9 protein-coding genes and 1 tRNA gene are annotated in these 12,537 nt (G+C 50.1%); 6 read left to right on the forward strand and 4 right to left on the reverse strand.

Going from position 1 to position 12,537, the window contains the following annotated elements:
- Nucleotides 1–47: 47 nt before the first annotated feature.
- From HRI97_RS09885 to HRI97_RS09895, 3 genes are read left to right on the forward strand one after another with little or no spacing between them, the layout of a single operon-like run.
- A complete protein-coding gene (locus HRI97_RS09885; RefSeq protein WP_253725282.1) occupies nt 48–1,052 on the forward strand; it encodes a thioredoxin family protein in 1,005 nt (334 codons plus the stop codon).
- Between the two features lie 3 nt (nt 1,053–1,055).
- Nucleotides 1,056–2,351: a hemolysin family protein gene (locus HRI97_RS09890; RefSeq protein WP_253725283.1), complete on the forward strand. Its 1,296-nt coding sequence runs from the start codon at nt 1,056–1,058 to the stop codon at nt 2,349–2,351.
- 1 nt (nt 2,352) lies between these two features.
- Nucleotides 2,353–3,639 carry a hemolysin family protein gene (locus HRI97_RS09895; RefSeq protein WP_253725284.1) on the forward strand — a complete coding sequence of 429 codons (1,287 nt, stop codon included), beginning with the start codon at nt 2,353–2,355 and terminating at the stop codon, nt 3,637–3,639.
- Here the strand turns inward: HRI97_RS09895 and HRI97_RS09900 are convergent.
- Nucleotides 3,621–4,523, reverse strand: coding sequence for an omptin family outer membrane protease (locus tag HRI97_RS09900; protein ID WP_253725285.1), 903 nt, complete (start codon nt 4,521–4,523; stop codon nt 3,621–3,623). The two genes, HRI97_RS09895 and HRI97_RS09900, sit on opposite strands and share 19 nt — an antisense overlap.
- 34 nt (nt 4,524–4,557) lie before the next feature.
- The gene (locus HRI97_RS09905; protein ID WP_253725286.1) at nt 4,558–5,307 is read right to left on the reverse strand and encodes an RluA family pseudouridine synthase; all 750 of its coding nucleotides are present in this window, start codon (nt 5,305–5,307) and stop codon (nt 4,558–4,560) included.
- A gap of 165 nt (nt 5,308–5,472) precedes the next feature.
- On the opposite strand from HRI97_RS09905, the gene HRI97_RS09910 reads away from it, so the two are divergent.
- The 3 genes from HRI97_RS09910 to HRI97_RS09920 all read left to right on the forward strand — a co-directional run bounded on the left by HRI97_RS09910 (nt 5,473) and on the right by HRI97_RS09920 (nt 8,491).
- A tRNA-Gly gene (locus HRI97_RS09910) sits at nt 5,473–5,543 on the forward strand.
- Between the two features lie 563 nt (nt 5,544–6,106).
- Nucleotides 6,107–6,922, forward strand: a complete 816-nt coding sequence (locus tag HRI97_RS09915; protein ID WP_253725287.1) for a hypothetical protein — start codon at nt 6,107–6,109, stop codon at nt 6,920–6,922.
- 18 nt (nt 6,923–6,940) lie between these two features.
- Complete coding sequence (locus tag HRI97_RS09920) at nt 6,941–8,491, forward strand: hypothetical protein (RefSeq protein WP_253725288.1); 1,551 nt, start codon at nt 6,941–6,943, stop codon at nt 8,489–8,491.
- Nucleotides 8,492–8,946: 455 nt separating this feature from the next.
- On the opposite strand, the gene gpmA is transcribed toward HRI97_RS09920, so the two are convergent.
- Together gpmA and HRI97_RS09930 are read right to left on the reverse strand one after the other, a co-directional pair.
- On the reverse strand, nt 8,947–9,693 hold the full coding sequence (gene gpmA / locus HRI97_RS09925) for a 2,3-diphosphoglycerate-dependent phosphoglycerate mutase (protein WP_253725289.1): 747 nt from the start codon (nt 9,691–9,693) through the stop codon (nt 8,947–8,949).
- 210 nt (nt 9,694–9,903) lie between these two features.
- Nucleotides 9,904–12,528: a heavy metal translocating P-type ATPase gene (locus HRI97_RS09930; protein ID WP_253725290.1), complete on the reverse strand. Its 2,625-nt coding sequence runs from the start codon at nt 12,526–12,528 to the stop codon at nt 9,904–9,906.
- Nucleotides 12,529–12,537: the final 9 nt, after the last annotated feature.

Genomic DNA, 12,537 nt, shown 5'->3' on the forward strand with positions numbered 1-12,537 from the left:
GCTCTTGAAAATTGAAATTTCCGGAAACTGCCGATACTACGAGGTGTATGATGTTTCACAAAACGATTAAAGCAATCATCGGCGCTGCGGCAATCGCAGTGTTTTTTACCGGCTGCTCCGCTTCCGCAAAAGTCGTCAAAAACGGCTGGTACGTCGATTACGATGAGGCAAAAAAAGCCGCGCAGAAAAAAAATAAAAATCTCCTCATCCTTTTTTCCGTGGATGACAACGACGAGGAGAGCCGGACACTCAAAGAAAAAGTGTTCAACACGAAAAAATTCGTGTCCGATTTTTCGAAGCGCTTTATTCTCGTCAATTTGGATTTTTCGGCCGCCCCTTCCGACGATGATGAAGAGCAAAGCGAAAAACAAAAAAAAGAGGCGGAAGAGAGGCAGCGGAAAATCGACTACATGGGCTACGTCGCCTCTCTCTATAACGTCGATTCCATCCCTTCCGTTTTTCTTGCAACGAAAGAAGGCTACTGTGCGGCAAAGGTCGAAACTTCCGATGAAGACCTTACTCCCGAAGCGTATATAAAGCTCATCGAAAGCAAAACGGCCGATCTCGATACAATCAATACATTGGTTGATGCGGTGCGTGCGGCGTCCGGTGTTGAAAAAGCGCGCGCGATCGATGCGCTTTCGGAAGCGACGGACGATACGCGGCGCCTGCTTTTGGCCGATCTTTTCCGTACGATCCCGTCCCTCGATCCGAATGATGAAACGGGGCTTGTCGGAAAATACCTTTTGCTCACGGCCGTTTTCGATGCATCGACATTTTATATGCGGCGCGATTTCGATTCCGCGATTCAAGCGCTCATTTCGGCCGCAGAAGACAAGCGGCTGGACGGACGCGATCGGCAGCATGCGTATTATTATGCGGGCGAATTGTTGACAACGACCGGCAGTACCGATTATAAAGCCGTCTTCGATTATTTTCAAAAAGCCTACGACGCCGATCCCGAAAGCGAATATGCGCCGCGTATAGCCAAAATGCTTGTCGCCTTAAAGGAAGAGATCGAACGAACTTCCGGCGACGGAAAGCAGCGATAAATTATGGAAAACGAACCTCCCGATAATCCGGTAACCGTCGTTTTACTTGTCGCCGCAGCTGCCGTTTTAATAACGCTGTCCGCACTCTTTTCTATTTCCGAAAGTTCGTTCCTCGGCATGAACAAACTCCGTCTCCGCATAAAGCGAAAAAGCGGAGATAAAAAAGCGCTTCGGGCGGCAAAGCTCCTCGAAAAAAAAGACGTGCTTATCAATTCGCTCCTCGTCGCAAACGATCTCGTCAACATACTCCTTTCCGCGATCCTTACCGCCGCCGCAATCGCGCTCTTCGGAAAAAACGGCGTCGGCATCGCAACGTTTACGACAACCGTTCTTTTATTGATTTTCGGCGAGATAACGCCGAAAGCGGTTTCGACGCGGCACCCCGACGTGTTCGCGTACGCGCTTTCGAAATTCGTTTCCGTCACCGTCTTTATTTTCAAACCGATTTCGCTCGCCTTTACCGCCGTCGCTCATGCGGTGCTGCACTTGGCCGGCGTCAGCACGAAAAAGCCCGATCGGTCGTATACCGAAGAAGAGATCAAAACCTTTATCGCCGTCGGAGCGGAAAGCGGTGCGCTCGAAAAAGACGAAAACGTCATCATGAACCGCGTTTTCAAATTCACCGATTTGGAAGCGCGTGCCGTCATGATACCGCGTACGAAAATCGTCGCCGTATCCGTCGACGCAAGCTGGCGCAATATCATCGAAAAAGCCGAGCGCTCGCGCTTTTCGCGCTTTCCCGTTTATCGCAAAGACATCGACGATATCATCGGCGTCGTCTACATAAAAGATTTGCTCGCGTATAAAGGAAAGACGAATACGTTTTCCGTGCGAAGCGTCATGCACGAACCGATTTTTATCCTCGGCACAAAAAAGATGTCGTCCGTTCAGCAAGTGCTCCGCGAAAACCGGCAGTCCCTTGCAATCGTCGTCGACGAATATTCGGGCACCGACGGTATCATTACGCAGAGCGACATCGCCCGCGAAATTTTCGGTATAACCGATTCGAATACACCGGAAAGCGGACATCTGCCGCCGGTAAAAATCGAAGACACGTCCGACTTCGTCACCGGCGGCGATATGCTGCTGAGCGAAGCGCAGGATTTACTTCACGTACCGTTTTCGTCGGACATAAACGAAACCCTCGGCGGATGGATCACCGAAAGACTGGGCGACATGCCGCACGCAGGCGACAGTATCGAATACGGGAACCGGCGCTTTACCGTGCTTTCGATAAAAGATCGAAGAATTAATAAAATTCGCGTCCGACGTATCGCGGGCGACGACGGAGATGAATGATATGAATACCGTTTTCATATTAATAATTTTAATCGTACTCGTCGCGCTTATCGGATTTTTTGCGGCGTCGGAAACGGCGTATCTTTCCCTTTCGAAAATAAAACTGCGAGAACTCGTACAGGCTAAAAAACGCTGTGCGAAAACCGCGCTTGCACTTCGAAGCGATATGGATACCTTATTGACGCTCGTGCTCGTCGGAATCAATTTTTTCAATACTTTCGCCGCGTCCCTTGCGACCGCGCTTGCCGTTTCGATCGTCGGTTCGAGCGGCGTCGGCATTGCGACGATCGTTATCACTTCTCTCGTAACGATTTTCGGCGAAATCATCCCGAAGACGGCCGCCGTTTTGCATCCGGACGCGGCGGCGCTGCGTTTTGCACCGCTTTTGCGCGCGCTTGAAAAAATATTTTTTCCGATCGTGTGGGTTTTTTCTCGAATTTCACGCGGCACTTCGTTCATCGTCGGAAGATTTTGGAAAGACGACGGAGAGGATGTGACGGAAGAAGACATCAAAATGATGATTGCAGTCGCCGAGCGCGAAGGAACGCTCGAAGAAGGCGAAAGCAAAATGCTGACAAAAGTATTTCAATTCAGCGATCTGCGCGTCCACGATATCATGAAGCACCGCTCGCTCGTAAATACCGTTTCCGTCGACAGCGATTATGAACGCGTCGCCGATATCTTTTTGACGACCGGCTGTTCGCGCATTCCCGTTTTCGAACACACACCCGATGCGATCATCGGCGTGCTCGGATACAAATCGGTGCTCTTCAGTTCCGAAAAAGAAACGAAGCGGAGCGATTTTATCCGCCGGAAAATGTCGAGGGCGCTCTTCGTTCCCGAAACTTTTACCGCCCTTGAAATGCTCGAAGATTTCAAAAAAGCGCACACCGATTTTTCCGTCGTGCTCGACGAACAGGGCTGCACCGCAGGCATCGTTACGACGGACGATGTGATGCGCGTCGTATTCGGCCGCATGACCGATGAGAATCCGACATCCGATATAGCGCCCGAAGCACGGATTACGCTCGTCGGAAAATCGGAATACATCGTGCCCGGTGATATGAGGCTCGACGATGTAAATGCGATTCTGAAGCTCGATTTGGAATCGGAAGATTTCAATACGCTCGGCGGCTGGCTGCTCGAAAAGTTCGGTTACCTGCCGTCGGCAGGCGAAGCGTATATCGACGGGACGACGGCGTACATCGTTGAAGATCAGGCAAGGCGCCGCATTTTGTCGGTGCGCATAAAAAAAGGAGCCGTCCGAATTCAAAAATTCAATCGATAAGTGCAGCCGATCGAAATCTCCGCCGTACTGCGCGAAGCGCCGCCTTCGGTATCGTCTATTTTGTACCAAGGACCGGATGTGCGAGACGAATGATATGTTGCACCCTTTATAATCCGTGTAAATGTCCATGAGAGAGCAAGCGAAAGCGAAATATTTTTATTAAAAATATAAGCGGCTTCGGTACCGAATCGATACACGGAAAACCATCCGTGCATAATATCGATATAATAACCTCTGCCGTGATGCCGGTCGAGCGACTGCATATACGTATAAGGCGATAGGGCGATCGAAAGCGCGAATAAAAATTTATTAATTTTAACATCGAAAGAAATGCCGGTATGCGTACAGACTTCTTCCCTCATATAATCGATACCCATCGTCTTGTATTGCTTTGCGGCAGGATCATCCCACGAAACGCCCGCATCTCTTCCGTCCCACGCGCGGCCGTTTCGAGCTTCCATCGAAATATATACATAATCCGTTCCGATAAAAGGACTGATCGAAAAAAAATCGAGCGGCTTAAACGTATATGCGATGCGGCCGCCGAACGAATATGAAGACGCGAGGGCATTTTCGTGTACCGAAAAAATATTTTTTATGCCGTTTTCATCCCAATCGGAATCTTTCATAGCGCCCGATCGCATCGGAACGGCGCCGAACGCGAATCCGCTGACTGCAAGCGCTTTCCATGAGACGCCGACGCGGCCGCCGTACTGCAAAGAAGGCTTTACATCCCAATCAAGTTCGCTTATTTTTTTGTTCGTGCCGGAAACATCTTTGATGTAAACATACTCCCCTATCGTGCCGAAACCGACCGAAAAAATCGGCGTAACGGAAATACACCAATCTCTTGCGGCAAGGTTTTGCGTAATCCGTGCAAACATAAAAATAATAATAAATAATTTTATTGTACGACGATTAAACGGCAAGGGGATCGACCTTATACAGTTTTGCAAGCTGTTTGCGCGTTGCATCCATATCTTTCGGATAGGGTGCGCAAAACGTCATGCGTTCGTCCGTTGCCGGATGCGCAATTGTTAATTTGTACGCGTGCAGCGCGAGACGGGCTAAAAGAGGGCGCTCTTCAAAGGCATCGCCGTTCCATTTTTTTTTGAAATCGCTCAAGCGCACCGGCTTACGGTTGCCTCCGTACAGCGGATCGCAGACGATGTATAATCCGTGTGCCGCCAAATGCGCTCGAATCTGATGCGTACGTCCCGTTTTCGGAACAGCTTCAATCCATGCGTATTGACCGCAGACACCGATAAGACGAAAATCGGTGACGGAGTATTTGCCGCTTTTTTTATTCACGACGGTACGGTGCTTTGCGTCTCCGTCCGGAAGAAGCGCTTCATCTGCATGCAGCGTTTCCCACAAGGGTCGTCCGTACACGAGGCAGTGATAGATTTTTTCAACTTCTCTGTGTTCGAACTGAAGCGAAAGAGAACGGTGCGCTTTTTCATTGCGCGCATACGCAATCGCGCCCGACGTATCTTTGTCGATGCGGTGTACGGCAAAAAGCTTTCCGAATTCGCTTTCCGCTTCGATATCGAGCCGCGGAGCCGTTTCATCGTACCTGTCCGCCGCGATGAGCAGGCCGCTTTTTTTATTCAGCACGACGATATCCTCGTCCGCATAGAGCACCGTATAAGGCGGTATTGCTTTCATAAAAAACAGTATAACAGAATACCCTCGTGTATGAAAGGAGGGCGGCAAACGATAAGCCCAATTTCCGCACCAATTTCCGCACCGCCGGAACTGCAAGCGGCAGTGCGTGCGGCAGTACATGCTTGCATTCCCTTCGTTTTTCAGCTATGATGGTTTTATACCGACGCGGCTGTAATATAGCGGTAGTATACGAGCTTCCCAAGCTTGGTGTAGGGGTTCAACTCCCCCCAGCCGCTAAAACATAAAATTTGCGATGAAGCTACTCATTGACAGAATAATATATAATAATAAGACGATTGGGAGTTGAACCGCGGAGCGCGCGCGGCGCAGGTGCGCCGAAAAGGCGGCAGGAAGCCGCCGACAGCGCACGAAGACGGCGTGGAAGGAGCGGACAGGAAGTCCGCGAGAGGAACGCTTCAACTCCCCCCAGCCGCTGAAACATAAAATTTGCGATAAAGCTACTCATTGACAGAATAATATATAATAACAAGACGATTGGGAGTTGAACCGCGGAGCGCGCGCGGCGCAGGTGCGCCGAAAAGGCGGCAGGAGGCCGCCGACAGCGCACGGAGACGGCGTGGAAGGAGCGGACAGGAAGTCCGCGAGAGGAACGCTTCAACTCCCCCCAGCCGCTAAAACATAAAATTTGCGATGAAGCTACTTATTGACAGAATAATATATAATAACAAGACGATTGGGAGTTGAACCGCGGAGCGCGCGCGGCGCAGGTGCAAGGAAGGACTATACAAATCGAAAAGACACTTGCAGATATGTACATCATATTGTATCATTCATAGTTATGAAAAAGATAAAATTACTATACATACTCATACTGGTTTTTTCGATTTTTCCGGCGGCGGCGTTTCAAGGCGGACCGCTCTTGTATCTTCACGCCGGTTTCGGCGGGAGCTTGTCTTTGCCGAGCATTTCCGATGAGAGTCTAAAACAATTCAATAAAGATGCCGTAAAAATGACAGGCATGACAAGCGGTTTGCTTATAAGCGGCGAAGTTGAAGGCGGTTATGTTTTCGATTCGAACCGTTTTTTCGGCCTTTCGAAGGGGCACCCGTTCAGCGCTCTCGGCGTCTTCGCATATATAGGCATGGGGCAAGGGAACACATCGCAAAAAGTATCGGCAGTCGTATCCGGAAACACATTCGATACTTTTATGATCGTCAATTTTACGCCTGTCGTCAATTTCGGTGTAATTGCAAAAGCATATTTTTTTCATAACAGACTCGCACTCGGAGCCTCGCTCGGAAGCCGTCTCATAACCGATTTCAGTCCGGAGTATTTGGTGTATTCAAGTAACGGCGTCATAAAGACCGAAGTCGGGCATATCATCGTCACCGAAGATATGATGAAAAAGATGAATCCGTTTATGTTTTCCGCTGCAACCGTAATCGAATACAATATTTCGCTCATGCAAACGACGGATATCGTATTCGGCTGGTATACAAGATTCAATCTCTATCAGCCGAAATATTTGACCGCACCGAAAACACTTGCCGATCTTGCAGCCGCCAACGGAGGCGATATTACACAGCCGTTTCCGGATTATTGGCTCAATTCACTCGACTTCGGCGTAAACCTCGGTCTTGCGTTTAAACTATAAATTTTAATGAGAGCGATTATGAAACCCCTAAACATATACAAACTGAGTGCGGCACTTGTCTTCGTCTGCTTGATAATTACATCCTGCCCCTCGCCGTTTTTGCAAAGCTACTATATACAACAGCAAAACCGTTCCGCAGGGAATGAGGGCGGAAACGAACCGGAAGATCCGGGAAACGGGGATACGCCTATTCCTTCGGAGCCTGATCCTCTGGAACCGGGAACTGTCAGTATGTTTTCGGTTATCCTGCCTGACGGTAAACTTGTCGAACCGAATAACGCTACAACCGTTCACGATCAATTAGCCGCAAAATTAAACGTTTCGGACGGCTTTCCGTTCGGTACATTTGCGACATCGAAATTCGACAATTGGAAATTCGGCAGCAATTTTTCAGCAAGCAATGTTCCCGAACCTAAATACGGCGGTACCGTAACATGGGAAAGCGCTCCCGAAAATAAAAATCCCGAACGTGAAAAATACGGCGGTAACGAAAGCGCTTCCGCCGGCGGAAATTCCATATCTTCTATAACATATTACCGCTATTGCGGTAAAAATCCCTTTAATCTGTATACATCCGAAACATACGACGTATACGGTGAAGACGGCAAACCGACCGGTCAAAAAGAAGCGCTTATGAAACGCTTTATATTTTACCGATTTACGGGAAAAGGCGGCGGAATCGTCGGATTGGATAATTACCTTGTTGCCGTCGACACGTATGCAAAATTGGTATTTGCGTTTGCAAAACCTATCGAATTTAAAAGCGTACTCGGCAATCAAGTGCCGACAAAATGGGCTGCAGTAGATACGCACTCCGCCGGACCGGGAGAAAAAAAATACCGCTTCTATCAATACGATCCTGCCGGTTATGTAAGCGAAGACGGCGTTTTTCATTTGAATGATACATATAAGGGAAATTTAGGGAGTGGTAACTATGATCCAGCTTTTACCGGAAAGTCTCCGTATATCGGTTTTGTGGGTGATGCAAAAAAACCTGCGATTAACATATCGAATATACTACTTAAAAATATTTCAGTAAAAGATGTCTACGGTGATTATCCATTCAATGGTAGTACCTCACAAGCGGAATTTAAATATGAGCTTAAAGCGCGCTATAACAGCGAAGACTGGTATACGTTTGCAACAAACAAGGGTAATAAATTGTCTATAGATGTCGGTGCAAAAAAAGAATTGTCCGGTAATTATTTGCATGAAATAGAAAACCAGAAAGAAAACGGTCATTCACTTATCATAAGCGCCGATATTTGGGAAGTCGATCCTTTGGCAGGAAATTCGGACGATGTTATTATAAAACATGAAAAGCCTCTGTTTACCATCACGTACGATACCGTAAGCGATTCATGGAAGCTAACGGGAAATTCACTGCAATCCTATAAGGATAACGACGGGAAATGGAAAATAAAATCCGTAAAGATGGATGAATTGAAATACGGGAAAAAATCTACAATGACAATCGTTATTTCAGCCTATATTTGGGACTGGGTCGGTTTTTTAAAAGAAGCTGGTTGGGGCGATATGGAACTTTCCTTCGATGTCGAGTGGAAGTAAGCACCGAGTGCTGCAGTTTTAATCCGTTACGATTAAAAAGCCCGCAACACGTGCGGGCTTTTTGTATAGGCGGCGCTTCGCGCCGCCGTGCGTCAGCGGCGGCAAGGGCGCCGAAGGCCGGGCTGTCTCAAAAGTCGGTTACTTTTTCGACAGCCCGTCGAGTTTAAAATTAAGTCCTTACAGTATAATGACCTAATTTTAAACATCGCATAGTAAATCAAAGAAACTTTCCAAAAACTGAAGTTTTTGGAAAGCCGCGGAAGCGGAACCCTGAAAGACGCAGCCCGCCGCACGAAGTGCGGCGGGAGACGCCCGTATTATTAATTTTCGGATTTCTGTGCAAGCGGCCGGCAAGCGCGTCAATGCAATTACGACAAGGTTAAAAAATTCGCGCGTTTTATCGGATACCTTTAAGAACTCAGGTTCTCAAAATCCGCCGTTCCGTTGAAGTGCGGTTATTTCTTTTTGCCCTGATTCGCGACGCCCGCCATTTTTTCGGCGATCGCTTTTTCGTCGCCGAGGTATTTTTTCCCGATCACTTTGAAGTTGTCGTCGAATTCGTATACGAGGGGAACGCCGGTCGGGATGTTCACTTCCAAAATCTCTTCTTTCGTCAGGTTTTCAAAATATTTTACGAGGGCGCGAAGCGAATTGCCGTGCGCAACGATGAGCACGCGCTCTCCGCTTTGCATGCGCGGTTTGATTTCGCTTTCAAAATAAGGAACGGCGCGTTCGATTGTCGTCGCAAGGCTTTCGGTCAAGGGCAGCACCGATTTGTCTTTTACCGTGCGGTACGCTTCCTGCAAGCGGGGGCTGCGCTTGTCGTCTTCGGTCAAAGCAGGCGGCGTTACGTCGAAAGAGCGGCGCCAGATTTTTACCTGAGCTTCGCCGTATTTTTCGGCGGTTTCGGCTTTGTTCATTCCCTGCAGCGCGCCGTAATGTCGTTCGTTCAGCTTCCACGTTTTTATGACGGGCAGCCATTCGCGATCCATCAAAGCGAGCGCAAAGTTCAGCGTGTGTATCGCGCGTTTTAAAAACGACGTATAGCAAATGTCGAAATCGAAGCCTTCCTGCTTTAAAGTCAGGCCGGCCTGTTTCGCTTCTTCCTGCCCCTTTTCGGACAATTCCACATCCGTCCAGCCGGTAAAAAGATTCAATTTGTTCCATTCGCTTTCACCGTGCCGAATAAGTACCAATTTCATATTGCCTCCAAATGCTTTACGCTATCATAGCGCATTGCGCCGTGTCGGGCAACCGGAGCGTATACGTTTTTTTAGAGAATATATTTTCCGAGGCAATTGCCCTGCCCCATTTTACGGCACGCCCGCACCCTTGCACGACGGTGTCCCGCCCCTCGTCAACGGATGCAACTTAATGTACACCGTCACACACGTATGCCGAGCGCTTGTTCGTCAGCGGACGCCGAGCGGCGTATAGCCGGCTTCGCTTACGGCATCGAAAAGCGTTTTTTCTTCCACATCTTTTGAAAGCGTAACGACCGCGTTTTTATCTTTTAAACTTACGGCTACTTTCGTCACGCCGTCGATCGCCGAAAGCGCTTTTTCGACATGTTGCCGGCAGTGGTCGCACATCATTCCGTCGATTGTAATCGTCTTTGTCATTTTCGGTTCCTCCGTTATATCCTTGTTTACAGCGCCGTCTGCGGCTGGAAACGTATTTGCCGCTTTGCCGTCCGGTGCAGGCGAAGGCGCAGTTGCAGCTTTACCGTCCGCCGTAAACGCTTCGTCCGGCAGTTCGACCGGCTTCTTTTTCGATTTTCGTTTTTTGTATATATCGAAGAGATTCAAGCGCAGCGCGTTCGTGACGACGCAAAAGCTCGACAAACTCATCGCCGCCGCGCCGAGCATCGGATTCAACGCGATGCCGAACGCGGGAAACAGCGCTCCCGCTGCAACGGGGATGCCGATGACGTTGTAGCAAAACGCCCAAAAAAGATTTTCTTTAATGTTCGTCAAAACGCCGCGCGACAGATTTACCGCAGCTTTTACATCCGAAAGCGTCGACTTCATAAGCACGACATCGGCCGCATCGAGGGCGACATCGGTTCCGGCTCCGATCGCGATACCGATATCCGCCCGCGTCAAAGCGGGAGCGTCGTTTATACCGTCGCCGACCATTGCGACGCGTCCGTATGTTTGAAGACGCGAAATAACTTCGTCTTTTCCGTCGGGAAGCACGTCCGACACGACCGAGCGTATGCCGACCGTTTTTGCAACCGCCCGCGCGGTACGGCGGTTGTCGCCAGTGAGCATGACGACGGCAATGCCTTCATCGTGCAGAGCGCGGACCGCTTCACCGCTGTCGGATTTTGCAACGTCGGCTACGGCTATGATACCGAGCACTTTTCCGTCTTCGGCAAAATAGAGCGGCGTCTTCCCCTCTTCGGCAAAGGCTTCGCCCCTTTCTTTTAAGCTTGCCGAAAGTACATGATGCTCTTCCATAAGCGCCGCATTCCCGCCGAACGCGCTCTTGCCCGCGACCGTTCCGCGAACACCGAATCCCGGAAGAGCTGTAAAATCGTCTGCGGTTTCGTAGGCAATGCGCCTTTCGGCGACGGCTTCCATCACCGCGCGCGAAAGCGGGTGTTCGCTCTTCGCTTCGAGGCTTCCGGCAATTTTTAATAATTTTTCTTCGCTCTCGTCGGTATATATGTCGGTGACGCGCGGCTTCCCCTCCGTCAGCGTCCCCGTTTTGTCGAGTACGACGACGTCCGTTTTTCCGCAGGCTTCGAGGGCGGCGGCCGTTTTAAATAAGATACCGTGCTTTGCACCGAGTCCGCTTCCGACCATGATCGCGACGGGAGTTGCAAGGCCTAACGCACAGGGGCAGCTGATGACAAGCACGCTCACCGCCCGCGCGAGCGCAAAGCCTGCTTCCGCGCCCGCAGCGAGCCACACGATCCCCGTACCGACCGCCAAAACGATGACGGCGGGGACGAAGATGCCCGATACTTTGTCAGCAAGCTTTGCCGCGGGCGCTTTCGTTGCGGCGGCGGTTTCGACCATATCGATAATTTTGCTTAAAGAAGTGTCGCTTCCGACGCGGGTCGCCCGGCACGTGAGAAATCCGTTTTGATTCAATGTCGCAGCACTCACGCAGCTTCCCTCCGTTTTATCGACGGGGAGGCTTTCTCCGGTAAGAGCGGACTCATTTACCGCGCTCGCCCCTTCGCTCACCGTTCCGTCTACGGGAATGCGCTCTCCCGGCCGCACGATAAACAGGTCGCCGACTTTTACTTCGGACGCGGGAATCGTTACTTCCTTTCCATCGCGCATGACGTGCGCTTGTTCCGGCGCCAAATCCATAAGCGATTTGATCGCATTCGTCGTTTTTCCTTTGCTGTAGGATTCAAGCGTTTTGCCGACGGTGATGAGCGTAAGGATCATCGCCGACGATTCGAAATACAGATCGTGCAGGTACGCATATGCGCTCTTCATATCGCCCGAAGCCATCGCAAAGGTCATCAAAAACAAAACGGTTGTGCTGTATGCGAACGAAGCTCCGCTTCCGAGCGCAACGAGCGTGTCCATATTCGGAGCTCCGTGTACAAAGCTTTTAAAACCGCTCGTAAAAAATCGCCTGTTGATAAGCATGACGGAAAGCGCAAGCAGCATTTCATAGAGCGCGATCGATGCAGGATTGTTGTGGACGGCGAGCGGAACGGGCCACTTCCACATCATGTGCCCCATTGACACATACATAAGCGGCACAAGCAAAACGAGAGACGCGATAAGGCGCTTTATGAGGTGCGGCGTTTCCGTGTCTTCGAAGGAAGCGCGTTTGGACGCCGCATCCGCCGAACGCACATCTTTCGTATCGAGGGAAGCATTGTAACCCGCTTTATCGACTGCAGCGCAGATCGCCTCGGCACTTGCCGGGGCTGCGAAATCGACGTTCATCGAATTCGTCAAAAGACTTACCGAAACGCTTTCGACGCCGGGAACTGCAGCGACCGCTTTTTCGACATGGGCACTGCACGCAGCGCACGTCATACCGCTTACCGAAAATTTTGTCATATATATCGC

The organism is Treponema socranskii subsp. buccale, assembly GCF_024181585.1.
In the GTDB taxonomy this organism is placed as follows: Bacteria; Spirochaetota; Spirochaetia; order Treponematales; family Treponemataceae; genus Treponema_D; species Treponema_D buccale.